This is a genomic window from Siminovitchia fortis (assembly GCF_003605365.2).
GTDB lineage: Bacteria > Bacillota > Bacilli > Bacillales > Bacillaceae_C > Siminovitchia > Siminovitchia fortis.
Window position 1 is genome coordinate 1 of the sequence record NZ_QYTU02000045.1, and the last position, 24,467, is coordinate 24,467.

The following is a 24,467-nucleotide window of genomic DNA, read 5'->3' on the forward strand; positions in this document are numbered from 1 at the left end:
AAATACAGGAATGCTTTCTTACTCAGAAAAAAAGACCAACCATTAAGCTGATTGGTCTTTCACAGGGATTTATTCAAGAACGTTCATAACTTCCCGGACAGCATCTGCCGATTTGTCCAAAGCCGCTTTTTCCTCTGCCGTCAGTTCAAGTTCAATTACTTGTTCTACACCATCTTTGCCCAGGATTGTAGGCACTCCCAAATAAATGCCTTCATATCCATATTCACCTTCAAGGTAGGCGATGGCAGGCAGCACCCTGCGCTGGTCTTTTACAATCGCTTCAACCATCTCGACGAGAGAAGCGGCCGGCGCATAATAGGCACTTCCGTTGCCGAGCAGGTTCACGATTTCGCCCCCGCCTTTTCTCGTCCTTTCCACGATAGCATCAAGCCGATCCTGCGGAATCAACTTTTCCAGCGGGATTCCTCCCGCATAAGAATAGCGGACAAGCGGTACCATTTCGTCTCCATGGCCGCCTAAAACGAATCCTGTGATGTCTTTCACAGAAAGGTTAAGCTCTTGTGCGATAAATGTACGGAATCGTGCAGTATCCAGGATCCCTGATTGGCCGATAACACGGTTTTTTGGGAATCCTGATTCTTTATACACAGTATATGTCATGGCATCAACTGGATTTGTCAGAACAATGATATGACAGTTTGGAGAGTATTTGACGATTTCCTGTGTAACGCTTTTCATTACTTTCTGGTTTGTCTGCACCAGGTCGTCACGGCTCATTCCCGGTTTACGGGCGATTCCGGCTGTAATGACGACAACATCGGAGTCTCTCGTGTCTTCATAATTGGATGTGCCAATGATGTTTGCATCGAATCCTTGGACCGGACTCGCCTCCAACATGTCGAGCGCTTTCCCTTTTATAGGGTTTTCCATTTTTGGAATGTCAACAAGGACGATATCTCCAAGTTCTTTTTGTCCTGCCAGGAATGCTGTTGTAGCTCCTGTAAATCCTCCACCAATAACAGATATTTTTTTCCGCTTTAATGACATGGGAAAGTCCCTTCTTTCATTAAATTTCACAACAATTGGAGACTGCTTTAAAAACAGTCTCCATTTTTTTGCTCTTAACCTCACTTTTCCCTGTTGAAAGAAAATTAATCCATGTTTTCAATCAATGCATTTCCGAATTCAGAAGTCTTCACTTCCGTCGCGCCTTCCATCAGGCGGGCAAAGTCATATGTGACAACTTTTGATTCGATTGTTTTTTCCATTGACTTGGTAATCAATTGGGCAGCTTCTCCCCAACCGATATGCTCAAGCATCAGAACTCCGGAAAGAATGACGGAGGATGGGTTCACTTTATCCAATCCTGCATACTTAGGAGCCGTTCCGTGTGTAGCTTCGAAAATCGCATGGCCTGTATCATAGTTGATGTTTGCACCAGGAGCAATTCCGATTCCGCCGACTTGTGCTGCGAGTGCATCGGAGATGTAGTCCCCGTTAAGGTTCATTGTTGCCACTACGTCAAATTCTTTGGAGCGTGTAAGAATTTGCTGCAGGAAAATATCCGCAATCGCATCTTTAATAATGATTTTTCCGGCAGCTTCCGCATCAGCCTGGGCTTTGTTCGCAGCTTCTGTTCCCTGCTCCTCTTTGATTTTGTCGTATTGGTTCCATGTAAATACTTTGTCTCCGAACTCCTGCTCAGCCACTTCATAGCCCCAGTTTTTGAAGGCACCTTCTGTGAATTTCATGATATTTCCTTTATGTACAAGAGTTACGGATTTGCGTCCTTCTTTTAGTGCATAGTTGATGGCTGCACGGACCAAACGCTTCGTTCCTTCAGAAGAAATCGGTTTGATACCAATACCTGAAGTTTCAGGGAAGCGGATTTTATTCACACCCATCTCGTTTTGCAGGAAATTGATTAGCTTTTTCACTTCTTCGGAGCCTTCTTGATATTCGATACCTGCGTAGATATCTTCCGTGTTTTCGCGGAAAATGACCATATCTGTATCTTCCGGGCGTTTTACAGGGGAAGGAACTCCTTCAAAGTAGCGGACTGGGCGCAGGCAGACATACAGGTCAAGTTCCTGGCGCAGCGCAACGTTCAGTGAACGGAATCCGCCGCCGATCGGTGTTGTAAGCGGTCCTTTGATTGCGATAAGGTATTCGCGGATCGTATCCAGAGTTTCCTCAGGAAGCCACTCACCAAATTTATTATGCGCTTTTTCACCCGCATATACTTCTTTCCATTCGATTTTTCTTTTGCCACTGTAGGCCTTTTCTACAGCTGCATCTAAAACTCTTTGAGCCGCTGCCCAAATGTCCGGGCCTGTTCCATCTCCTTCAATAAAAGGAATAATTGGATGGTCAGGCGTATTTAATACACCATTTGAAACTGTGATTTTTTCAGCTTGAGACATAACTAAATCCCTCCAATTTCAGTATCAAAGGTTAGAAAGCTAAAGCTTCTAACCTTTTCCCCGCTTTATCATATCAAAATACAATCTAAAATTCTAACTCATCATCACTTGCGTTCGTCAAGCGGGATGTATGAGCGCATTCCAGGTCCGGTATATTCCGCCCGCGGTCGGATCAGACGGTTATTTTCGTACTGTTCCAGAATATGTGCAAGCCACCCTGAAGTACGGCTTACAGCGAAAATCGGCGTAAATAGATCGTGATCAAATCCAAGGCTGTGATATACTGATGCGGAATAGAAGTCAACATTCGGAGGAAGCGGTTTTTCGGAAGTAAATACCTCTTCAACCTTGACGGAAATGTTGTACCATTCCGGCTCGCCGGTGATTTCAGTAAGCTTTTTGGACATTTCTTTCAAATGTTTGGCGCGCGGATCTCCCTTGCGGTAAACGCGGTGGCCGAAGCCCATGATTTTTTCTTTTTTCTCCAGCTTATCTTTAATATAACTTTCAACATTGTCTGCAGAACCGATTTCTGTAAGCATTTTCATAACCTGTTCATTTGCACCGCCATGCAGAGGTCCTTTTAATGCTCCGATAGCTGCTGTGATTCCTGAATAAATATCTGATAAGGTTGCAACACATACTCTAGCGGTAAAAGTGGATGCATTAAGCTCATGGTCTGCATGGAGAATCAGCGCCTTATTCATCGCTTCCACTTCGATTTCGTCAGGCTCTTCCCCTTTGATCATATACATGAAGTTGGCTGCAAACCCAAGGTCTTTGCGCGGGGCAATCGGCTCAAGCCCTTTGCGGATACGGGCAAATGCGGCTACAATGGCAGGCATTTTCGCTTGAAGGCGGATCGCTTTCTTATAGTTTGCCTCTTTATCCATCACTTCGGCGTCTTCATCAAAAATTCCAAGAGCGGAGACTGCTGTCCGGAGAACGGCCATTGGATGAACTTTTTCAAGCGGATAAGTCTTAAAGCTGGCGAGGACTTCCTGCGGCAGCTCCATATTTTCTGCCAGCTCCTCTTTTAATTGCTGAAGCTGCTCCTTTGTCGGCAGTTCAAGATGCCATAATAAATAAATGACTTCTTCAAAACTGGCGTTTTCAGTCAAGTCATCAATGTTATAGCCAACGTATGTAAGCGTGTCATCAATGATGGAACTGATCGAGGATGTTGTGGCTACAACCCCTTCTAACCCGCGTGTTGCTGTCATTGAAAACCTCTCCTTTATCTCTTTTTTTAAAAATTTCCTGTATATGGTGGAAAACATGTAATACACATTGTTTAGAGGAAAACTTTAGACAAAGAAAATGTCATGTGGAAAATCATAAAATTATAAAGAACTCATCTTCTATTATAAACAAATCTAAATTCTTGTCTATTTATCAACATTTTATAATGATTCATATTTTTTATATCCAGCCATAAGATTTTCTTTTAGATGAGCAAATCATCTATCCGCCCATGCCGGATCCCGAGCGAAAAACCTCAAAAAATTTCATTGCTAGGTAGGCGATTCCTGCTCCAATCAAAGGGCCGACTGCTACGCCCTTAAAAAGGGAAACAGCCATAATTGTCCCAAGAACAAGCGCGGTTGTAATATGAGGATCTTCGGATAACAGTGTAACACCATATTTTGCTATGATGGCCACTACCATCCCGGCGCCAAGGGCAATCCAGGCATATGGGGATTTAATCGCCCCGCCGAGTTCTTTAAACCCGATATATCCGCTTGCAATAGGGGCTAAAACGGCAATTGTGATGACAGTGATCCCCCAGTTGATTCCTTTTACTTGAATGATGCCGAAAAGTTTTTCATCCGCCCCGGCCAGTTTAAGAATAATCAACACGGCTACGGCAATGATAAGTGATTGGTTTTTTGCAATCACTCCAATTCCAAGTAAAAGGATCAAAAAGAAAAAAGCCTGATTGAACAAAGAACTCATCCTTCCAAAATCATAACGTTTTCTATCATAATCATGGTATCATATATTTAATCAGATTGATAAGGTGGGGGTTTCCTTTGAATCGTGAAAATGCAGATAGGGTTGTCCGCTTTTTCATTGTTGTTATCGTTGCGGCCGCATCCCTGCTTTTCATATATTATGCATCAAAAGTTATTTATCCATTTATCATCGCATTGATTATCGCCATTGCAATCAATCCTGTTGTGGGCATGTTAGAAAAGAAATGGAAATTCCCCCGGACTTTGGCCGTTTTGACTACATTGATTCTTTTGATCGGGATTTTCACCGGGCTGATTACACTTTTAATAGCCGAGATTGTCGCGGGGGCTTCTTATCTTGCAACAGTCGTGCCTGAACATGTCGCCACATTGATCAGATATTTGGAGAAACTGTTTGCAAGCCAGGTCATCCCTTTTTATAACAAGCTGGCAGGCATGTTCCAAAGCCTGGACAGCGGTCAGAAGGATACGATCATGAACAGCATTGATGAGACCGGCGGACGCATAACAGAGAGCGTAACTGCTTTCCTGCAAAACTTTTTCCTTAATTTGCCCGGCCTCGTATCGTGGATTCCGAATGCCGCCACTGTTATCATTTTTTCTTTATTGGCGACCTTCTTTATCAGCAAGGATTGGTACCGACTGACCGCCCTTGCCAACCGCCTTCTTCCGGGTAAAGTCAAAAGCAGCGGAACAAGGGTATTTGCTGATCTGAAAAAAGCTCTTTTCGGCTTTGTTAAAGCCCAAATCACATTAATCTCCATCACCCTTGTCATCGTATTGGTCGGGCTGTTGATCCTGCGGGTAAACTATGCCATCACCATTGCGCTTATTTTGGGGCTGCTTGACCTGCTCCCTTACTTGGGGACCGGAACGGTTTTTGTGCCATGGATCATCTATGAAGCGGTAACAGGGAATTTCGGACTTGCTGTCGGGCTTGGGATTCTGTACACGGTTGTGATTGTCCAGCGCCAACTGATGGAACCGAAAATCCTTTCTTCCAATATCGGCCTGAATCCTTTGGGGACACTCATCTCCTTATTCGTGGGCTTTAAACTTATAGGGTTTCTCGGGCTTATTTTGGGACCCGTAACATTGGTTCTGCTAACTACCCTTCATAATGCGAACGTTTTTCGGGATATTTGGGCTTATATTATGGGCAAACCGCCGAAAATCATTAAATGAAATGGCTTGGAACGGTGCATGCCTAACAACTAACTTACGCACGATTCCTTTCCTTACCAAATTTTTCTTTCCACAAAAAAAAGAGCATCCGCTCTTTTTTTATCTGTATATATATATTTGTTTCTTTGAGATCCGGCTTTTGATCATTTTTAACAAAGCAGGCTGCACCATTTTTCGGGTTGGAGGCAAAACCAATAATAATCCTGTAATGTCAGAAATGAAACCGGGTGTTAACAAGAGCAGGCCTCCAAACAAAACGCAGACGCCCTCGATCAGCGCCTCTCCGGGAGGATAGCCTGACCTCATTTGCTCCTGCATTTTTCTGAGTACTCCCAACTCTTGCTGTTTCGCAAGGTAAGCACCGAGGATTCCAGTGGCGATAATCAGTGCAATCGTTGCCAGACCGCCTATGGTTTTGCCTGCCAAAATGAACAGACCAATTTCCAGAGCCGGGACGACAATGAAAAGGAATAGTAGAAATCTCATATTTTGTCACTTCCCAAATGGTCTTTCCCCTATTATATCACAAGACCTCATAGAACACTCGCATGACCGTTGTACACTACCCCCCGGGTGCCGTCAACGGTTATTTCCTGTCCATCATGGAAAATGCTTGTTGCGTTGTCCACTCCGACTATGACCGGGATCCCAAGGCTGATACCGACTACAGCCGCATGACTGGTCAGACCGCCTTCCTCTGCAACAAGAGCCGAACATTTTTCAAGAGCCGGAACCATTTCCCTGTCCGTTCCGATGACAACCATAATGTCGCCTTTTTCTACTTTTTCCAAGGCTTCGCCGGCATTTTTTACAATGACTGCTTTTCCGTAGGCTGACTTTCTTCCGATTCCCTGTCCTTTTGCCAAAACATCTCCAACTACATGCACTTTCATCAAGTTTGTTGTCCCCGCCTCCCCAACTGGAACCCCTGCCGTGATAATAATGAGGTCCCCATGTTTTACTATACCGGAGTTAAGGCTTTCAGTGACTGCAAGATCGAGCATTTCATCCGTTGTTGTCACCTTTTCACCCACTTGAGGGGATACTCCCCAAACCAATGTCAGGCGCCTGGTCACGTCCACACTGGATGTTACAGCGACAATCGGCGCTTTTGGCCGGTATTTTGAAATCATCCTTGCAGTATGCCCGCTTTCCGTTGGCGCCACGATGGCATTTACACCAAGATTAATGGCTGTATGGGCCACTGATTGGCAAATGGCGTCCATCATGTTGTGTTCATTATGCTTGCTTACATGGGAAAGGATCTCTTTATGGTTCAATGCTTTTTCTGCTTCAAGAGCAATGTTGTTCATTGTCCGGACCGCTTCGGCCGGGTAGGCTCCCGCCGCGGTCTCTCCAGACAGCATGACTGCATCGGAACCGTCAAAGATGGCATTCGCAACATCGCTTGCTTCCGCTCTTGTCGGCCTTGGATTACGCTGCATGGAGTCGAGCATTTGGGTAGCTGTGATGACCGGCTTGCCGGCCTCATTGCATTTTTTTATAAGCCGCTTTTGAACCATTGGAACCGATTCGGCCGGTATTTCCACTCCCAAGTCACCCCTGGCGACCATGAGGCCGTCCGATACTTCCAGTATTTCATCAATATTGTCGACGCCTTCCTGGTTTTCGATCTTTGGAATGATATACATATGCGGAGCATTATTTGTTTCAAGCAGTTGGCGGATTTCAAGCACATCGGAGGCTCTCCTTACAAATGAAGCCGCAATGAAGTCTACTCCCTGTTCTATCCCAAAAAGGATATCCCGGGCATCTTTTTCGGTAATTCCGGGCAAATTGACAGAGACCCCAGGTACATTTACCCCTTTTTTATTTTTTAAAATACCGTTGTTCAAAACCTTCGTAATAATTTCATTGCTCTCTTTTTCTATGGCGGTCACTTCAAGCTCGATTAAACCATCATCCAGTAAAATTTTGGAACCGACATGGACATCATTGATCAATCCTTCATATGTAACAGATATTTTCTCATTCGTTCCTAATACTTCTTCCATAGAAACAGCAAGCACTTTACCTGTTTCCAGCTCGACAGCACCATTTTCCATGTCATGGGTTCTAATTTCGGGACCTTTCGTATCAAGCAGGATTCCGATTTCCTTCCCGGCTTTTTCCGCGGCTTTGCGGATGTTGGTGATTCGCTCGCGATGCTCATCCTGGCTGCCGTGTGAAAAATTCAACCTGGCAACATTCATTCCAGCCTCAATCAATTGTTGAAGCAGTTCAGGACTTTCACTTGCCGGCCCGATTGTACAGACTATTTTCGTTTTCTTCATACATGCCCCTCCTATTTGACAGTCACCTATATGGATAATTCTTTTGATAATTGGTATAAGTTGTGATCAATATGTTTCGGCTTATTCAAAACAGTCAGCAAATCTGCATCTACGACTTCGCCGTCTTCCATTCCTACTGCACGGCCGCCTTTTCCCTCCATAAGCAATTCAACCGCCTTGGCCCCTAGCCTGCTTGCAAGCACCCGGTCAAACCCCGTCGGGGTTCCTCCTCTTTGAATATGGCCGAGGACGGAAACTCTCGTTTCCAGCCCTGTTTTTTCCGTCAGCCTCTCAGCAAATTCCGCACCGCTGGCCACTCCTTCGGCGACAATGATAATACTGTGTTTTTTCCCTCTTTTTACTCCATTTTCAATGCGGGCGGCAATATCTTCCATATCGTAGGGTTCCTCCGGAATAAGGATTGATTCAGCCCCTCCTGAAAGCCCGGCCCAAAGGGCGATATCACCTGCATCCCGCCCCATCACTTCAACGACAAATGTTCTTTCATGCGAAGTGGCTGTATCGCGGATTTTGTCGACGGCATCCAGCACGGTGTTTAATGCAGTATCAAACCCAATTGTATACTGGGTTCCTGGAATATCGTTATCTATCGTTCCCGGCACTCCTATACACGGAAAACCGAGTTCGCTAAGAGCTTTGGCCCCTAAGTATGAGCCATTTCCGCCGATCACGATCAGTCCTTCGATCCCATGCTTTTCCAAACAGGCAAGCCCCTGCCTCTGCCCCGTATCCGTTTTGAATTCTTCGCATCGGGCCGACTGCAGGATTGTTCCGCCCCTGTGGATGATATCCCCGACTGATCCAATCTCCAGCTTTTTTATATTACCCGTTATCAATCCGCTGAACCCTTGATATATTCCGTATGCATCGATCCCATGATAGATTGATTTTCTTACAACTGCCCGGATGGCTGCATTCATTCCGGGTGCATCTCCCCCGCTTGTCAATACCCCTATCTTTCGCATCTGAGTCACTCCATTGGAAAAATAATATATGTATCAAAGCAATAGATCCTGTATGTTAAAAATACCATTTCATCATGTGGTTAACAAATTTTATATACATGAAAAGCGTAAGCGCCTGTTCATCGACGTACAGACTGGAGTGGCTTCGACGAGATAAAGGAAACACGGCGACGCAGGCAGGCTCAAGCAGCGACGTCCTGTCGCTTCGCCTGCACTAGCACGTCCTGTGCGTCGGAGCCGATGTTGACTTATCGTAGGAAAGCTACTACTTGAAATGGCCTCGTGTGATGCTTCCTCGAGTTGGCGTCGTGCAGCTTTGCTATGATGTTCGCCAAGCATCCTCGAATAAGCATCGCCGCAGGAGCACATTAGGCGCGAAGTCTGCTAGTCGATAGGCGCTGAAGCTAGACATAGCACATCTATTTCCAACAGAAAACTTAGTCTAACTNTAGCACATCTATTTCCAACAGAAAACTTAGTCTAACTTTATAATTTTTTAACAGTAAAAAAGGAATGCCCTTTGGACAATCCTTAATTTTGAACATTTTCGTATTCTTTTTGTTCCTTATATTTCCCCATCTTTTTAAACTTTTCGTAGCGGTCTTTTATAAGGGCTTCAGGCTCTGTACGGATAAGCTCCTGCAAAGCCGTTTTCAGGACTTTGTCAATGGCTTCCGCCTGTTTTTCAACATCCCTGTGAGCTCCGCCCCTTACTTCCGGTATGATTTCATCTATGATTCCCAAATTCTTCAAATCCGGGGCAGTGATTTTCAGGGCTTCGGCCGCCTGTTTCGCCAAGGAGGCATCTTTCCATAAAATACTTGCCGCCCCTTCAGGCGTGATAACCGAGTATGTGGAGTTTTCAAGCATATAAATCCGGTCACCGATCCCAAGCGCCAAAGCTCCGCCGCTTCCTCCCTCTCCGGTGACGATACAAATAATCGGCACCTTCAAGCCGGCCATTTCAAAAAGATTGCGTGCAATCGCTTCGCTCTGTCCCCGCTCTTCCGCCGATTTTCCCGGATATGCACCTTTTGTATCGATGAAACAAATAATGGGACGATGAAATTTTTCAGCCTGTTTCATCAAACGCAAGGCTTTGCGATAGCCTTCCGGATGCGGCATACCAAAATTCCGGCGAATATTCTCCTTTGTGTCTCTGCCGCGCTGATGGCCGATCACTGTCACTGGAAGGCCTTTGTATTTGCCGATTCCTCCTACAATCGCGTGATCATCTCCATACAGCCTGTCTCCATGAAGCTCCAAAAAATCAGTAAACAAATGGCCTATATAATCCAGCGTTGTCGGCCTTTTTGAATGGCGGGCAAGCTGCACGCGATCCCAGGGACGCATGTTTTCATATATTTCTTTTTCAAGCACTTCCAGCCGGGTTTCCAATTTGTCGATTTCATCCGACAGATCCACATCCGAGTTATTCGTGAACTCTCTCAATTCCGCTATTTTTTCTCGGAGCTCAAGCACGGGCCTTTCAAATTCGAGCTCGTTCACCATGCAATTTCACCTACTTGTTGATGAATTTCCAGCACTGTCGCCAGCTTTTCCTTCATTTCGGAACGGTGGATGACAGCATCAAGCTGGCCGTGATTCAATAAGAATTCGGCAGTCTGAAAGTCTTCGGGGAGCTCTTCCCTTATCGTCTGCTCAATGACGCGGCGCCCCGCAAAACCGATCAAAGCTCCCGGTTCCGCAAAATTATAGTCACCTAGTGAAGCAAAGCTTGCCGAAACTCCTCCTGTCGTAGGGTGAGTCATGACGGATATGATCAAACCGCCTTTATCGCTGAACATCTTAAGCGCAGTGCTTGTTTTCGCCATCTGCATCAAAGATAATACTCCCTCTTGCATCCTTGCACCGCCAGAAGCGGTAAAAATAATGAATGGCACGTGTTTTTCGGCCGCCGCCTCAATGGCCCTTGCAATTTTTTCACCTACAACCGAACCCATGCTTCCCATCCGGAAATGGGAATCCATGATGGCTGTCACCACTTCAATTTGATTGATTGTGCCTGATCCAGTGAGAACCGCTTCGTCCAAATTTGTTTTTTTTCTGTCCTGTTCCAGTTTCTCTAAATAATTCGGAAATTCAAGCGGGTTTTCTGATGCTATTTTATCATCAAACGGTACAAAGGAACCCTCATCAAACAAGCTCTCGACCCGTTCATGTGCCGTCATTCTGTAATGGTGGCCGCAATGAAGGCACACCTTGTTATTCTTTTGAAGTTCTTTTGTATACATGATCTTTTTGCATTCCGGACATTTCGACATGATCCCTTCAGGAACATCCTGCTTGGCGGATTCAGAAGGAATGGTCGCGTACTTCCTTTTCTTTGGCTTTGCATTCTTTTGCTTTGAAAAAAAATCTTTCAGCACAGCAGGCCCTCCTTTCAATTATTAGAAACCTATCATCAACGGCGTCCTGTCCAAGTCATCCTGGCCGCTTGGTTTGGCCGGCCTAAAAATCAAATCATTATGATCAAAAACGGCACAAGCATAGGAAAGACCGGCCTTCAAGTCGGCACGGCCTTTCTTAGCATTTGTGTATAAATTTATTTGTTATTTATCTTTGCCGATGACAGCCAGCTGCATAGTTCTTTGCTTGACCTTTTCCGGATCCACTTTTACCCGGGCCACTCCGGATTCCATGGCAGCTTTCGCAACGGCAGCAGCCACATGAGGGGCCACCCTCGGATCAAATGGTCCGGGAATGACGTAGTCGGGAGACAGTTCGTCTTCTGACACCAAGCCGGCTATCGCTTCCACCGCAGCCTGCTTCATTCTCTCATTGATCTTCGTAGCCTCCACGTCAAGCGCCCCACGGAATAGGCCGGGGAATGCCAATACGTTGTTGACCTGGTTCGGGAAATCGGACCTTCCTGTCCCGATTACTTTGGCACCTGCAGCCCTGGCCGTATCAGGCATGATTTCCGGATCAGGGTTGGCCATGGCAAAGATGATCGGATCGTCTTTCATTGAAGCGACCATTTCCTCAGTCAATGCACCAGCTACGGATACTCCGATAAACACATCCGCATCTTTGATGGCATAGGCCAAATCACCGTCAAGCCGGTCACGGTTTGTGAATTTGGCCACTTCGGCCTTCACTTCGTTCATTCCTTCAGCGCGGCCCTCAAAGATCGCCCCTTTGGAATCGCACATGATGATGTCACGAACACCATAACTATGGAGCAGCTTGATAATCGCAATTCCTGCTGCACCGGCTCCGTTTGCCACGACTTTGATTTCAGACATTCTTCTTCCCGTAATTTTTAATGCGTTCACAAGGCCGGCTACAGTAACAATAGCTGTGCCATGCTGGTCATCATGAAAAACAGGAATGCTCAATTCTTTTTTTAATCTATTTTCGATTTCAAAACAGTTCGGAGCTGCTATATCCTCGAGATTCACTCCACCGAATGTCGGCTCAAGCAGTTTAACTGTTTGGACAATATCATCCACATTGGTTGTATTTAGACAAATCGGAAAAGCATCCACTCCGGCAAAGCTTTTAAACAATACCGCTTTGCCTTCCATGACTGGCAAGGCCGCCTCAGGGCCGATATTTCCCAACCCCAATACTGCTGTTCCATCAGAAACGACGGCAACCATGTTGCCTTTCATTGTATAATCATACACAGTTCCTGGATTTTCATAAATTTCTTTACATGGTTCAGCAACACCGGGAGAGTAAGCCAGACTCAAATCTTTTGCATTCTTCACTTCAATCTTTGATTTGGATTCAAGCTTTCCCTTATGTAATTTGTGTATATGCAATGCTTCATCTCGCAATGACAACAAAATTCACTCCTTCATACAAACCATACCCAGTTTTTTATACACCAATAAAAAAGCTTATAAAACAATATAACATATTATCGTCTGTTTGAGAAAATTATTTTAACTTTACACAATCTGCTCCAAGAAGCCCGCTGATCTCCTTGAGACATTTTTCTTCAGGTCCGACACGGTTTTCATCCCCCAGCTTTATCAGTTTATTTTCTTTCTCATAATAAAGAATAACCCCTGTTTGTCCCGGATATTTTTTTAAAATGGAGTGCAGTTTATTTAATATATCAGGCATGTGCAATTCTGCCGGAACTTTCACATATAAGTTCTTCATTTGTTTGCCGGTTTTTTCTTTCAATTCTTCAGTTGAAACAACCTTTTGAACGATAAATTGAGCGGCGCCCTTCCGTTCTTCCACATTCCCGGTGACAAGAACAACCCCCCCCTGCTTCAGCAATGCGCTGCTGCGGTTGTATACATCCGGAAAAACGACGCCTTCCATTTCGCCCGAAGGATCGCTCATCGTAATGAATGCCATTACGTCGCCTTTTTTTGTACGGATTGTTTTTACTGCGGATAAGTATATTCCGGCCGATTGATTTCTTTGGCCCGGTTCCAGGTGAATCAGTTTGGCGGCATCGGCTGATGAAAATTCTTTTTCAAATGCGGCTGCCGGGTGGCTTGATATAAAAATGCCTGTCGTTTCCTTTTCAAATGCCAGCTTATCAGCCAAGCGCATCGGCTCAACCTCGACGTATATCGGTTTTATATGGAACATCTCTTCTTCGATGAAAAGATCCGGCGTATCTCCTGATGGCCTCATCAGTTCAGCGTGCTCAATTGCCACATCAAGGGTCGCAAGCAAGACAGCCCTGTCCTGTCCAAACTCATCCAAGCATCCGGCATACACAAGAGACTCAAGTATTTTTCTGTTAATAATCCTTGGAGATACCCTTAGGCAAAAATCGAACAGATCTTTAAAGGGTCCGCCTTCCCGTGCCTGGACAATTTCTTTCATTGCAGCTGCTCCAAGGCCTTTGATCGCCCTAAGGCTGAAACGGATCCCCTCCTTTTCAGCCAGGAAAGGGAAATGGCTCTTATTGATGGACGGTGGCAGGATTTCTATCCCTTTCTGCTTGGCTTCAGCTGTATAAAGGGCAATCTTGTCTTCATTGCCTATTACTGACGTCAGGAGTGCTGCCATGAAATATTTTGGATAATGGGCCTTCAGCCAGGCCAGCTGCCAAGCTATAAAACTATATGCCACCGCGTGGCTCCGGTTGAACCCATAGTTTGCAAAGCGGACAATCAAGTCGTATGTAGCATTTGCGGTATCCTGGCTATATCCTTTTTCAACTGCACCTGAAACGAACCGCCTTCTCTGCTGATCAAGAACCTCCCTCTTCTTCTTGCTCACTGCCCTTCTGAGAAGGTCGGCTTCCCCAAGGGAATAGCCGGAAAGGGCCGCAGCTATTTGCATGATCTGCTCTTGATAGACAATGACTCCATAAGTGAAATCCAATATCGGCTTCAAGTCTGGATGGGGATAGTCTACCTTCTCATTGCCGTGTTTTCTTTTGATATATGTTGGGATGTTTTCCATCGGTCCCGGCCTGAAAAGAGCATTGACAGCAACAATATCCTCAAACCCCGTCGGCTTAAGTTCCCTCAGAACCTTTCTCATCCCTTCGGATTCCAGTTGGAAAATTCCGGTCGTATCACCTTTTTGCAGCAACTGAAATGTTTTTTCATCCGCAAACGGGATATTTTCCAAACGAATTGTTTTTCCTGTATGAATTTTAATGCTTTTGACAATCTGCTCCAAAAGCGTCAGATTGCGAAGACCTAAAAAGTCCATTTTCAGCAGGCCGATTTTCTCAAGGTCCTCCATCGGAAGCTGTGTCACATACACCCCGTCCGGGCCTTCTTTGATCGGAATGATATTCACGAGCGGTTCTTCGCTAATGACTACCCCTGCAGCATGAATAGAGGTATGTCTCGGAAGCCCCTCCAGCTTTAAAGCCGTCTCAAACATCAGGCGGTTTTGCTCAGAGGATGCCATCATGTCCCGCAATTCGGCCGACTCCTTGACAGCACTCTCCAATTTCATTCCAAGACGGGAAGGCATCATTTTCGAAAGCCGGTCGATGTCTTTCGGGCTTAAACCAAAAACCCTTGCCGTATCGCGGATAGCCGCTTTCGCCGCAAAAGTCCCGAATGTAATAATATGCGCGACATTCATTTTTCCATATTTTTCAGCTACATATCCGATTACCTGATCACGGCGTATATCCGGGAAGTCGATATCGATGTCCGGCATTGAGATTCTTTCGGGATTCAGAAATCTTTCAAACAATAACCCATGCTTGACCGGATCGACATCAGTGATTTCCAGTACATAGGAAACAAGCGAACCGGCGGCCGAACCGCGGCCCGGCCCTGTCAGAATACTGTTATCCCTCGTATACTTCATAAAGTCCCATACAATGAGAAAATAGTCATTAAACCCCATTTGATTGATGATTTCCAGCTCATATTTCAGCCTTTTCCGATATTCGGGATCATCGATTCCCCTTTTCTCCAATCCTTTTTCACACTGTTCAAGCAGCATATTTTTCGCTGTCTTGTTTTTGGGAACGGGATACTTCGGAAGCAGATGCCTGTCCGTTTCAATAAAGACGTTGCATTCTTCGGCAATCCGAAAAGTATTTTCAAGGGCTTCGGTATACTCGGAAAACTTTTCTGCCATGGCTTCCTTGCTTTTAAAAAAATATTCTCCGGACCTGTATAATTTTTCATCGGTGATATCCAGTTTTTCCCCATCACGGATTGCCTGAAGACATCTGTAGGCAAAGTGGTCCTCTTTTTTCAAATACCGCACATCGTTTGTCACAACCGTCTTTATTCCAATCCGCTCCGCAAATTGTGCAAGCGTGTCTGTAAAACCGGGCGGCGTATCTGTAAGATGATTCTGCAAGGAAAGATAGAAGGAGTCTTTGCCAAAAGTGGAAATGTAACGCTCCGAAACTGTTTGCGCCTGCTCCACGTCCCCTGCTTTCAAGAACTGCTCAATTTCTCCCATGATTCCCGGGGTGATGGCAATCAATCCTTCACTGTACGATCCAAGCCATTTCCACGAAATGGTTTTATTCGGCTGTATTTGAATGGCGCTCGATATTTTTAAAAGATTGGCATAGCCTGTATTGTTCCTGGCCAATAAAACGAGGGGATAAGCTTGGTTTCCGTCCGCTTCCACATCCGCAGTCAATCCGATAATCGGTTTGATGCCTGCTTCCTTGCAAGTTTGATAGAAAGACAGGACGCCGTATAAAACATTGTGATCTGTAATGGCCAGAGCATGGAAATTTTTCCTTTTCGCTTCCTGAACAAGCTCAGAAATGGAAACCGTACTTGACAGCAGACTGTAAGCAGTGGCTATTTGCAAATGAACAAAGTTCAAGTGATTTACCTCTTTTCTATCCGATACTTTCCTGACAGTCTAACGGAATATTCGTTCTCCCTCTATTATAACCTTTCTTTTTACATACATTAATGGTTTGTCCCATATAAGTAATACAAGGAAAGAATATTTCAATCTTTGGGGTTGGTAATCGTGCAAGAACCTTTTTTTCCGGCTTTCTTTAACAGCTACTTCATCGCCTTCGGAGTAATGCTGGGCGGCTCTTTGATCGGCGGACTGGCCGCTTTTGTAACCGGAGCGCCGCTGCTGGCGGAAATAGCGAACATTGCGGGGCGGGTCAGAATTTGGGCCATCATCGCAGCAATTGGAGGTACCTTTGACACTGTATACAGTTTTGAAAAAGGGTTTCTGGAAGGCGGGACAACCGATCTGTTTAAACAGTTTTTATTGATATTGTCAGCGATGGGCGGTGCAAAAACAGCCGCCTTGATCATTTCATGGCTGACCCAGGAGCACATATCATGAGGATTCCTCCTTTCTATCGCCACCCGGTATGGCAGCGTTTTCTTGCCGGTGCCGCAGTTGGCGGATGCATCAGCTGGCTTGTTTTCCTTTTCATGTTTGGAACCATCCAGCAAAAAAACAGTACGATCATAGAAAGACAGGCCATCCGGATCAATGAGTTGAGCGGGCACATTCAAATCTTGGAAGAAGATAAACAAAAATTGAACGAAGAGAATGAAAAGATGCTGACCATACAGGAGATAGACGTGAAGATCCATAATTTTGAACGGTACGGAATCAACGATCGTCTAGGTATATATAAAGCGGAGGAATCGGTCGGGGAAGACTTAAGGTCGCTGATTGCCGAGGATTTGACGACTGTTTATAAAAATAAGGAAATCATAAAAAAGACAGTTGAAAATAAAAGATTGACCATCAATGGGAAGCAATACAGGCTGGTCGTCAAGGAACTGTATTTTTACACAACGATCAGCCTTGTATTGGAATTGAAACTGGCTGACTGAAACGTCGGCCGTTTCAACTTTGCCTGCAAATCGCTTCTATTTCTTCTATTACTGATTTGGCTTCTTCCCACGAGTAGACCGAAGCACCTGCCGCAAGCGGGTGGCCTCCGCCTCCATATTTCATGGCAATCGTATTGATGACAGGACCTTTTGAGCGAAGCCGGACACGGATTTGATCGGCTTCTTCAATAAAGAACGCCCAGGCTTTGATTCCTTTTACCATACCCAAAGAGCTTACAAGCTGTGATGCTTCTGACGGAAGGATGCCGTATTCATCAAGGGTTCCTTTATGTATGGAAACAACTGCCGCACCATCTTCATTCATTTTAAAGTTTTCCAATACATAGCCCTGAAGCTTGATCATTCTTGGAGCAAGTTCATACATTTCGTTATAGAGGAGTGTCCGGTCAAAAGAATAGCTGATCAGTTCCTTGGCGTATTCAAATGTTTTTTCGGTCGCACTTGGATATAAAAAACGTCCGGTGTCGCCGACAATTCCGGCGTATATTAATCTTGCCGCTTCATCGGTCATTTTTAAACATTCATCGCCGAATATTTTATAAAATTCATAGATCATCTCACTCGTGGAAGAGGCATTCAAATCAACCCAGAGAATATCTCCATACGGATCTTCGTTTGGATGATGATCGATCTTGATCAGCTTATCACCCAAATGATATCTTGAATCGCAGATCCTTTCCTCGTTTGCCGTATCACAGACGATGACCAATGCACCTTCGTACATTTCATCGGCAATGACGTCCGGTTGCCGCAAATAATCCAAGGAAGGATCATGTTCCCCAACAGCATAGATCTGCTTATCAGGAAATGATGTCTTCAATATTTCTGCCAGCCCTCCTTGAGACCCATAGGCGTCAGGGTCCGGGCGTACGTGGCGATGAATAATAATCGTATCATAGCTTTTGACAGCTTCAAAAATCTCTTCCTTCATAAGAAGCTCCTTTCACCTTGCGCAATCGGCGGGAAGTTCACGAAATAATCGAAATTGGGCAAGTGGCAATTATAATGGATTGGCGTTACAATAAGGTGGATGACAGTTATTGATTTGGAGGATGTACAAATGCCATTTTTAGTTTTTCTGATCATCTTATCAGCTTCGTTTTACATTTATTATAAAATAAAATACTTCCGAAGCAGAAGGCCGATGGAAAAAAAGCTGCTCAGCGGCAAATCCAGCATCGCCCTTGGCCTGTTTGTCGCGTTATTCGGAGTAAACCAGCTTTTCCTGTTCAGCACAACTGTGACCTATGTTGTGGCTGCCGTCTTCATTTTGCTGGGAAGTGCCAGCGCATGGGCGGGATACAAATCCTTCCGCCATCATATTCCATATGTTCAAGAGGAAGCGAAACAACTTGATGGACAGACCCGCTGAATGAGCCGCTTGGAAAGCGGCTTTTTGCGTTTAGAGCCTTTCGTTAAGGTATTTCGTTACCGATCAATCAACCGGCACATCATCAGCGCTTTTCCTACGATTTCCCCGTTGTTGAATGCCTCGACGTCCACTTTTCCGAATTTACGCCCAGCCTCCATTATTCTTGGGACAACTTCAAGTGTTGAATCCATTTGGACCGGCTTCAAAAAATAGATCGTCATGCTTTCTACAGCGAGCTCCCCTTTCTTCTGCAGCCTGAAAAGCCTGTTGGAAGCTTCAGCTATAATGGATGAGAAGACCCCGTAGGAAATCGTTCCAAGCTGGCTTGTCATCTGCGGCGTCACCTCGAATGTAAAGGATGGTTCGCCTGCATACTTGCTGTTGGATAGCTGCTTTGAAATCGTATCATCAATTGTTTCTCCCACCTGGGGCTGTCGCTGGATCATTTGCAACGCTTTCAATACATCCTGGCGGCTGATGATCCCTTCGAGCCTTTGGTGTTCGTCCACAACCGGCAGCACTTCGATCCCTTCCCAAATCATCATATGGGCAACAGAGGCAACGCTTGTTTTTCTCCCGACGGTGATCGGATTTTTCGTCATCACTTTATCGATGCCAATGTCCGGATCCTGCCCAATGACGTCCTTTCCGGTAACCATCCCTTGTACTTTGTTATTCAAATCAATCACGGGATAACGGCTGTGATCGGACATTTCCTTTTTCGTATACCAGTCTGACACTTTTTCCTTTGTCGTAATGGCAATTGTTTTTTCGAGTGGGATAAAAATATCTTCAACAAGAATGATTTCTTTTTTGATAAGCTGGTCGTAAATGGCCCGGTTAATCATGGCAGCCACTGTAAAAGTGTCATAGCTTGTTGAAATAATCGGCAATTCCAATTCATCCGCAAGCTTTTTCACATGGTCTTCTGTATCGAATCCGCCGGTAATCAAAACAGCAGCACCCGCCATCAACGCGTATTCGTGGGCTTTTGTCCGATTTCCTACGATCAGCAGGTTGTCCGCACCCGTATATCGCATCATGGCGTCAAGCTTCATTGCGCCGATGACAAATTTGTTCAGCGTTTTATGGAGGCCGGCTCTTCCGCCCAATACCTGGCCGTCAATGATATTGACAACTTCAGCATATGTCAGCTTCTCTATATTCTCTTTTTTCTTCTGTTCTATACGGATCGTTCCAACCCGTTCAATTGTACTTACATATCCCCTGTTTTCGGCATCTTTTATTGCCCTGTAGGCAGTTCCTTCGCTGACATTCAACGCTTTGGCGATTTGCCGCACTGAGATTTTTTCCCCGACAGGCAGTCCGTCAATATGCCGAATGATTTGTTCATGCTTTGTCGACAAGCTTTTCACCCTTTTCATTTACCGTACAATCATTAAGCTTATTATATAGTGAAAAGCCCAGATCATCAATTTTATCCTTCTCTCAATTTGCCCTCATGCGTTTTTTGCTTTTTCCTGCAGCTTCTGAACCCTCAGCGTATTTCTTTTTATATTTATTTGGAAATAAAAGAGCAGCCAGGTTTCCGGCAAAAACGAGGAAAGCAAATGCCAGCCAGCTTGCGGCAAACACACCTTCCATCCCTGAAGCGGTCGGGTGGATCCGGGGCACAGAAAAATAAATCAAGGCAGAGCAAATAAGAAGGCAAAGCAAATAACGGTTATTCATAAAAATCCCCCCTGCATTGAACTAATGGTACTAATATATGCAGGGGGATATGCTTATAGCTCGATTAAATCGCCGGGATTCATGACTTTCCCGTTAATATTCTCCTTTAGCAATTCGATAAAACGCTGCGGGTCCTGTTTAATCGGCGGAAATGTATTGTAATGAATAGGGACAACCGTTTTGGCCTGTACAAATTCCGCCGCCAGCGCAGCATCTTCCGGTCCCATTGTAAAATTGTCGCCTATCGGCAGAAATGCCAGGTCAATAGCGTTTCGCTCCCCGATCAATTTCATATCGGAATATAGCGCTGTATCTCCGGCATGGTAGATTGTTTTTCCTTCTGCCATCAATAAAACTCCGGCAGGCATGCCTAAATAAATGATTTGTTGGTCGTCTGTGAAAATTGCGGAGCCGTGAAAAGCAGGTGTAAATTTCACTTTTCCGAAATCAAACTCATACGCCCCTCCAATATGCATGGGATGAGTATTCACACCTTGCCACCCGATGTAAGTCGCGAGTTCGTTCGGGGCAATCACGAGTGAATCGCATCTTTTGGCAATTTCCACAGTGTCACCGACATGGTCGGAATGCCCATGCGTTAAAATAATGACATCGGGATTTTCATTCTCCGCTTTTAAATCCGTCAATTCATTTCCGGTGATAAACGGATCAATCAAAATCGTTTTTCCTTCCGTTATAACTTTTACGACTGAATGACCATGGTACGATACTTTCATCTTGCTGCAACACTCCTTTAATTTAAAATCCCTATACCAAAATGATTTCGAGATAATTTGGGTTTTTCCTGCCTATTCCATGATTGTTTTCCTTCTTATATTTGTCTCTTTTATCATCTAATGCTAATCTCAATTTAAACAATTGAAATCAGGGAGATGATAGACTTGAACGCCAGGCTGGAAAAGTTAATGTTATGGCTGAAAGACCAACAAATCGATGCTGCTTTCATTTCTTCACCGGATAATGTATTTTATCTTACCAGATTCAGGTGCGAACCGCACGAACGGCTGCTTGGACTCGCCGTTTTTCAGGAAAAGGAACCGCTGCTCATTTGTCCCGCCATGGAAGCGGATGATGCAAAGAACGCGGGCTGGGACAAGGAGATTCTTGGTTATAGTGATACCGATAATCCTTGGGACCTTGCAGAGGAACGGATAAAAGCGCGCCTACCCCGGATACGGTCATGGGCTGTGGAAAAGGATCACCTGAATGTGAGCAGATACGAAGAGCTTTCGCTGAGGTATGAAGATGCCGATTTCGTAAGCGCCGATAACATTTTGAATGAATTGCGGCTTGTAAAAGACGAACAGGAAATCAAATTGATCAAGAAAGCTTGCGAGCTTGTCGATTTTGCCGTCGAGGTCGGAGTCAACGAATTGGCGGAAGGAAAAACCGAACTGGATATCATTGCTGCCATCGAATATGAAATCAAGAAAAAAGGAGCTGGCATGTCATTCGATCCCATCGTTCTGGCCGGAGCAAATGCTGCATCGCCGCATGGAATTCCCGGTTTGACGAAAATAGAACGGGGCCAGTTGGTATTGATGGATTTAGGTGTTATATATGAAGGCTACTGCTCTGATATCACACGTACTGTTGCCTTTGGGGATATTACCGATGAGCAAAAGAACATATATGAGACTGTATTAAAGGCAGAAGAAGCAGCCGTCAAATTGACAAAGCCCGGGGTAAAAGCAAGAGAACTGGACCAAACCGCAAGGAATATCATTCAAGACGCGGGATTCGGGAAATACTTCACCCATCGGCTCGGCCATGGGCTGGGAATTAGTGTACATGAGTACCCCTCCATAACGGAAACAAACGAAATGGAACTGGAGCCGGGGATGATTTTTACAATAGAACCTGGGATTTATATACCGGGAGTTGCAGGAGTGCGCATTGAAGATGATGTTTTGGTAACTGAAGAGGGTGTGGAAGTTCTTACCGGCTATTCCAAATCACTTCAGATTATTGAGTAAAAAATTGGGAGGGTTGTAAATCATCCCTTGATAGCGAAGGAACTTGTCTGCAGCAGAAAAAGGTGACAGCATTCTCGTGGTATGCGAAGTACTAATGTGTGAAAATCCTATTTCAATGTGCGAGCTGTAAGACGACAATAAGGTTGTTTATTTTAATGACAAAACACGTATAACCCTGTCCTATATAGGGACGGGGTTGTGTTTCCTTTAAGAAAATATTAAAAAAAGATCATATCTGGTCAAATATATGATCGGGTGTATTATGCATCTAGTTTTCACCCGGGAAAAGGACAGCTAAAACAACAACGTCGTTATCAATTAGCTTGTAATAAACCCTAAACTTCTTAATAACTACCCTTGAAATCCCTTTATATTTCCCAAATTCTTCAGTATACGATTTCCCAATAATATCATTCGCTAAGAGCTCTTCGACTTCTAGGATAAACTGGGAAATAAAGTCTAGAGTTTCTTCTGGGGTAAATCTTTTACTCCTAAACTGAGTCAATTTTTCCTTGACAGCGGGGGACCAAATAACATTACGATCATACATTACATAAAGTCCTTTTTGGAAAGTGATTTTAAAAGTTCCGTTGTAGTCATGCCATGCCCTTTTTGGTGTTGCTCAATACTCTTCTTTAACATACGCTTAAGTGCTGGATTTTCCTCAGCTTCAATACTTATTGATTGCTCGTATTCTTCTTGAAGAACAAGTGTAAATTTCCCCTTGCCAGGAATAGAAAACTGAAATACAGAATTCTCACTATTCATATTAGAAATATATTTCATTAGTTCTTCGAGGGAATAAATTTTTCCCATAGTAATCACCACCGGTTGGATCCTTTGTTTTAGGATACCATATCAACTTCATATTTTCTTGTTTTTCCCTATAATTGCCTGCGAGAAAGGAAAGGTTTCCTAAATTATTTTCAAAAACAACCGCCCGGATATCACTCCGGGCGGTTGTTTTTTGTACTAAAGCGCCGATCAGGCGACATTCGCTATTCTTTATTAAAACAATTCTTTTGCCTCAACAAACTCGTATCCGAGGTCATCTGCAACTGCTTTGAATGTAACTTTGCCGTCAAGGACGTTGATTCCTTTGTATAGCGGCTCGTTATCCAAGCATGCTTGTTTGTAGCCTTTATTAGCGATTTGAAGCGCATAAGGAACTGTTACGTTTGTCAATCCCATCGTTGATGTTTGTGGAACTGCACCAGGCATGTTTGCAACAGCATAGTGAACAACACCATGTTTTTCATAAGTCGGATTGTCATGAGTTGTAACTCTGTCGCTTGTTTCAAAGATACCGCCTTGGTCGATCGCAATGTCAACAAGTACGGATCCCGGAGACATGGATTTAACCATTTCTTCAGAAACGAGTTTAGGTGCTTTCGCTCCAGGGATAAGAACAGCTCCAATAACCAAGTCAGATTCTTTAACTGCATTGGCAATGTTGAATGGGTTAGAAACTAATGTTTTAATGTCGTTGCCAAAAATATCGTCAAGCTGGCGCAGACGGTCAACGTTAAGATCGATAACTGTTACGTCAGCACCAAGGCCCACTGCCATTTTCGCAGCATTCGTTCCAGCTTGTCCACCGCCGATAACTGTTACTTTTCCGCGTTCTACACCTGGGATCCCTGCAAGAAGCTTTCCTTTTCCGCCGTAAGTATTGGAAAGGAACTGCGCACCGATTTGTGTTGCCATTCTTCCTGCAACCTCACTCATTGGGGAAAGAAGCGGAAGTGAGCGGTTTGGAAGCTGTACAGTTTCGTAAGCGATCGCAACCACTTTCTTTTCTATAAGTGCTTTAGTCACAGCAGGCTCTGCAGCAAGATGCAAGTATGTGAAAAGGATCAATCCTTCACGGAAATAGCCGAACTCTTCTTCAAGCGGCTCTTTAACTTTCATAACCATGTCCGCGTCCCAAGCTTCTTTGGCACTGTTTACGATTTTCGCGCCGGCTTCTGCATACTGTTCGTCGGTAAAGCTTGAGCCAAGGCCTGCACCTGTTTCAATATGTACTTCATGGCCTGCATGCGTCAATGTATAGGCACCAGCCGGGGTCATAGCCACACGGTTTTCGTTACTTTTAATCTCCTTAGGTACACCAATAATCATACTACTTCCTCCTAACATGTTCTAACTATCACAAATAAGATATTAACACTTTAATGGAACAAACGAAAGCCTTCTGTTTAAAACATTTTTGTGAACAATACAGAGGTGTTTTCAAAAACACCTCTGTACCAAGTATTTTAACCTATTTTTTATTTATTATCCTGAATCCGTGACGTAGTTTGTTAAA

23 protein-coding genes are annotated in these 24,467 nt (G+C 44.7%); 5 read left to right on the forward strand and 18 right to left on the reverse strand.

Going from position 1 to position 24,467, the window contains the following annotated elements:
* Window positions 1–69: 69 nt before the first annotated feature.
* The 4 genes from mdh to D4N35_RS15580 form a co-directional block, all read right to left on the reverse strand.
* On the reverse strand, window positions 70–1,008 hold the full coding sequence (mdh, locus tag D4N35_RS15565) for a malate dehydrogenase (protein ID WP_120075335.1): 939 nt from the start codon (window positions 1,006–1,008) through the stop codon (window positions 70–72).
* 104 nt (window positions 1,009–1,112) lie between these two features.
* Entirely contained in the window at window positions 1,113–2,384 is a 1,272-nt protein-coding gene (gene icd, locus D4N35_RS15570) for an NADP-dependent isocitrate dehydrogenase (RefSeq protein WP_120075336.1), read from the reverse strand.
* 104 nt (window positions 2,385–2,488) lie between these two features.
* Window positions 2,489–3,607 (reverse strand): citrate synthase, encoded by a 1,119-nt coding sequence (gene citZ / locus D4N35_RS15575; protein ID WP_120075338.1) that lies wholly within the window; start codon window positions 3,605–3,607, stop codon window positions 2,489–2,491.
* Window positions 3,608–3,848: 241 nt separating this feature from the next.
* Entirely contained in the window at window positions 3,849–4,331 is a 483-nt protein-coding gene (locus tag D4N35_RS15580) for a DUF441 domain-containing protein (RefSeq protein WP_120075339.1), read from the reverse strand.
* Window positions 4,332–4,417: 86 nt separating this feature from the next.
* On the opposite strand from D4N35_RS15580, the gene ytvI reads away from it, so the two are divergent.
* Complete coding sequence (gene ytvI / locus D4N35_RS15585) at window positions 4,418–5,545, forward strand: sporulation integral membrane protein YtvI (protein WP_120075341.1); 1,128 nt, start codon at window positions 4,418–4,420, stop codon at window positions 5,543–5,545.
* 99 nt (window positions 5,546–5,644) lie between these two features.
* On the opposite strand, the gene D4N35_RS15590 is transcribed toward ytvI, so the two are convergent.
* The 7 genes from D4N35_RS15590 to dnaE all read right to left on the reverse strand — a co-directional run bounded on the left by D4N35_RS15590 (window position 5,645) and on the right by dnaE (window position 16,088).
* Entirely contained in the window at window positions 5,645–6,031 is a 387-nt protein-coding gene (locus D4N35_RS15590) for an FxsA family protein (protein WP_120075343.1), read from the reverse strand.
* A gap of 47 nt (window positions 6,032–6,078) precedes the next feature.
* Entirely contained in the window at window positions 6,079–7,839 is a 1,761-nt protein-coding gene (gene pyk, locus D4N35_RS15595) for a pyruvate kinase (RefSeq protein ID WP_120075344.1), read from the reverse strand.
* Window positions 7,840–7,865: 26 nt separating this feature from the next.
* A complete protein-coding gene (pfkA, locus tag D4N35_RS15600; RefSeq protein WP_120075346.1) occupies window positions 7,866–8,825 on the reverse strand; it encodes a 6-phosphofructokinase in 960 nt (319 codons plus the stop codon).
* 531 nt (window positions 8,826–9,356) lie between these two features.
* The gene (gene accA / locus D4N35_RS15605) at window positions 9,357–10,337 is read right to left on the reverse strand and encodes an acetyl-CoA carboxylase carboxyl transferase subunit alpha (RefSeq protein ID WP_120075348.1); all 981 of its coding nucleotides are present in this window, start codon (window positions 10,335–10,337) and stop codon (window positions 9,357–9,359) included.
* Window positions 10,331–11,215, reverse strand: a complete 885-nt coding sequence (accD, locus tag D4N35_RS15610; RefSeq protein ID WP_120075350.1) for an acetyl-CoA carboxylase, carboxyltransferase subunit beta — start codon at window positions 11,213–11,215, stop codon at window positions 10,331–10,333. Before accD ends, accA begins: the two co-directional genes overlap by 7 nt.
* 183 nt (window positions 11,216–11,398) lie before the next feature.
* Window positions 11,399–12,637 carry an NADP-dependent malic enzyme gene (ystJ, locus tag D4N35_RS15615; protein ID WP_120075352.1) on the reverse strand — a complete coding sequence of 413 codons (1,239 nt, stop codon included), beginning with the start codon at window positions 12,635–12,637 and terminating at the stop codon, window positions 11,399–11,401.
* Between the two features lie 97 nt (window positions 12,638–12,734).
* The gene (dnaE, locus tag D4N35_RS15620) at window positions 12,735–16,088 is read right to left on the reverse strand and encodes a DNA polymerase III subunit alpha (RefSeq protein ID WP_120075354.1); all 3,354 of its coding nucleotides are present in this window, start codon (window positions 16,086–16,088) and stop codon (window positions 12,735–12,737) included.
* Between the two features lie 153 nt (window positions 16,089–16,241).
* On the opposite strand from dnaE, the gene ytrH reads away from it, so the two are divergent.
* Together ytrH and ytrI are read left to right on the forward strand one after the other, a co-directional pair.
* A complete protein-coding gene (gene ytrH, locus D4N35_RS15625; protein WP_120075356.1) occupies window positions 16,242–16,574 on the forward strand; it encodes a sporulation membrane protein YtrH in 333 nt (110 codons plus the stop codon).
* Window positions 16,571–17,077 (forward strand): sporulation membrane protein YtrI, encoded by a 507-nt coding sequence (gene ytrI / locus D4N35_RS15630; RefSeq protein WP_120075358.1) that lies wholly within the window; start codon window positions 16,571–16,573, stop codon window positions 17,075–17,077. Before ytrH ends, ytrI begins: the two co-directional genes overlap by 4 nt.
* A gap of 13 nt (window positions 17,078–17,090) precedes the next feature.
* Here ytrI and D4N35_RS15635 read toward each other — a convergent pair whose 3' ends face one another.
* The gene (locus tag D4N35_RS15635) at window positions 17,091–18,029 is read right to left on the reverse strand and encodes a DHH family phosphoesterase (protein ID WP_120075360.1); all 939 of its coding nucleotides are present in this window, start codon (window positions 18,027–18,029) and stop codon (window positions 17,091–17,093) included.
* Window positions 18,030–18,158: 129 nt separating this feature from the next.
* Here D4N35_RS15635 and D4N35_RS15640 point away from each other — a divergent pair, with 129 nt between their 5' ends.
* Window positions 18,159–18,470 carry a YtpI family protein gene (locus D4N35_RS15640; RefSeq protein WP_120075362.1) on the forward strand — a complete coding sequence of 104 codons (312 nt, stop codon included), beginning with the start codon at window positions 18,159–18,161 and terminating at the stop codon, window positions 18,468–18,470.
* Window positions 18,471–18,526: 56 nt separating this feature from the next.
* Here D4N35_RS15640 and D4N35_RS15645 read toward each other — a convergent pair whose 3' ends face one another.
* The 3 genes from D4N35_RS15645 to D4N35_RS15655 form a co-directional block, all read right to left on the reverse strand.
* Window positions 18,527–19,837 carry a CBS domain-containing protein gene (locus tag D4N35_RS15645; protein WP_120075363.1) on the reverse strand — a complete coding sequence of 437 codons (1,311 nt, stop codon included), beginning with the start codon at window positions 19,835–19,837 and terminating at the stop codon, window positions 18,527–18,529.
* Between the two features lie 82 nt (window positions 19,838–19,919).
* Window positions 19,920–20,162, reverse strand: a complete 243-nt coding sequence (locus D4N35_RS15650) for a hypothetical protein (RefSeq protein ID WP_120075365.1) — start codon at window positions 20,160–20,162, stop codon at window positions 19,920–19,922.
* Between the two features lie 53 nt (window positions 20,163–20,215).
* Window positions 20,216–20,899, reverse strand: a complete 684-nt coding sequence (locus D4N35_RS15655; RefSeq protein WP_120075367.1) for a metal-dependent hydrolase — start codon at window positions 20,897–20,899, stop codon at window positions 20,216–20,218.
* Window positions 20,900–21,064: 165 nt separating this feature from the next.
* Between D4N35_RS15655 and D4N35_RS15660 the strand changes: the two genes are divergently transcribed.
* Entirely contained in the window at window positions 21,065–22,159 is a 1,095-nt protein-coding gene (locus tag D4N35_RS15660; protein WP_120075369.1) for a M24 family metallopeptidase, read from the forward strand.
* 268 nt (window positions 22,160–22,427) lie between these two features.
* Here D4N35_RS15660 and D4N35_RS15665 read toward each other — a convergent pair whose 3' ends face one another.
* From D4N35_RS15665 to ald, 3 genes are all read right to left on the reverse strand, one after another.
* Window positions 22,428–22,709 carry a type II toxin-antitoxin system RelE/ParE family toxin gene (locus D4N35_RS15665; protein ID WP_120075371.1) on the reverse strand — a complete coding sequence of 94 codons (282 nt, stop codon included), beginning with the start codon at window positions 22,707–22,709 and terminating at the stop codon, window positions 22,428–22,430.
* Window positions 22,709–22,975: a hypothetical protein gene (locus D4N35_RS15670; RefSeq protein WP_120075372.1), complete on the reverse strand. Its 267-nt coding sequence runs from the start codon at window positions 22,973–22,975 to the stop codon at window positions 22,709–22,711. Before D4N35_RS15670 ends, D4N35_RS15665 begins: the two co-directional genes overlap by 1 nt.
* A gap of 192 nt (window positions 22,976–23,167) precedes the next feature.
* Complete coding sequence (gene ald / locus D4N35_RS15675; RefSeq protein ID WP_120075374.1) at window positions 23,168–24,280, reverse strand: alanine dehydrogenase; 1,113 nt, start codon at window positions 24,278–24,280, stop codon at window positions 23,168–23,170.
* Between the last annotated feature and the right edge of the window lie 187 nt (window positions 24,281–24,467).

Excerpts from the sequence above, each read along its gene's own strand:
- mdh (WP_120075335.1), bottom strand. The coding sequence starts at position 1,008 with ATGTCATTAAAGCGGAAAAAAATATCTGTTATTGGTGGAGGATTTACA.
- icd (WP_120075336.1), bottom strand. The coding sequence starts at position 2,384 with ATGTCTCAAGCTGAAAAAATCACAGTTTCAAATGGTGTATTAAATACG.
- citZ (WP_120075338.1), bottom strand. The coding sequence starts at position 3,607 with ATGACAGCAACACGCGGGTTAGAAGGGGTTGTAGCCACAACATCCTCG.
- D4N35_RS15590 (WP_120075343.1), bottom strand. The coding sequence starts at position 6,031 with ATGAGATTTCTACTATTCCTTTTCATTGTCGTCCCGGCTCTGGAAATT.
- pyk (WP_120075344.1), bottom strand. The coding sequence starts at position 7,839 with ATGAAGAAAACGAAAATAGTCTGTACAATCGGGCCGGCAAGTGAAAGT.
- pfkA (WP_120075346.1), bottom strand. The coding sequence starts at position 8,825 with ATGCGAAAGATAGGGGTATTGACAAGCGGGGGAGATGCACCCGGAATG.
- accA (WP_120075348.1), bottom strand. The coding sequence starts at position 10,337 with ATGGTGAACGAGCTCGAATTTGAAAGGCCCGTGCTTGAGCTCCGAGAA.
- ytrI (WP_120075358.1), top strand. The coding sequence starts at position 16,571 with ATGAGGATTCCTCCTTTCTATCGCCACCCGGTATGGCAGCGTTTTCTT.
- D4N35_RS15635 (WP_120075360.1), bottom strand. The coding sequence starts at position 18,029 with ATGAAGGAAGAGATTTTTGAAGCTGTCAAAAGCTATGATACGATTATT.
- D4N35_RS15640 (WP_120075362.1), top strand. The coding sequence starts at position 18,159 with ATGCCATTTTTAGTTTTTCTGATCATCTTATCAGCTTCGTTTTACATT.
- D4N35_RS15650 (WP_120075365.1), bottom strand. The coding sequence starts at position 20,162 with ATGAATAACCGTTATTTGCTTTGCCTTCTTATTTGCTCTGCCTTGATT.
- D4N35_RS15655 (WP_120075367.1), bottom strand. The coding sequence starts at position 20,899 with ATGAAAGTATCGTACCATGGTCATTCAGTCGTAAAAGTTATAACGGAA.
- D4N35_RS15665 (WP_120075371.1), bottom strand. The coding sequence starts at position 22,709 with ATGTATGATCGTAATGTTATTTGGTCCCCCGCTGTCAAGGAAAAATTG.
- D4N35_RS15670 (WP_120075372.1), bottom strand. The coding sequence starts at position 22,975 with ATGGGAAAAATTTATTCCCTCGAAGAACTAATGAAATATATTTCTAAT.
- ald (WP_120075374.1), bottom strand. The coding sequence starts at position 24,280 with ATGATTATTGGTGTACCTAAGGAGATTAAAAGTAACGAAAACCGTGTG.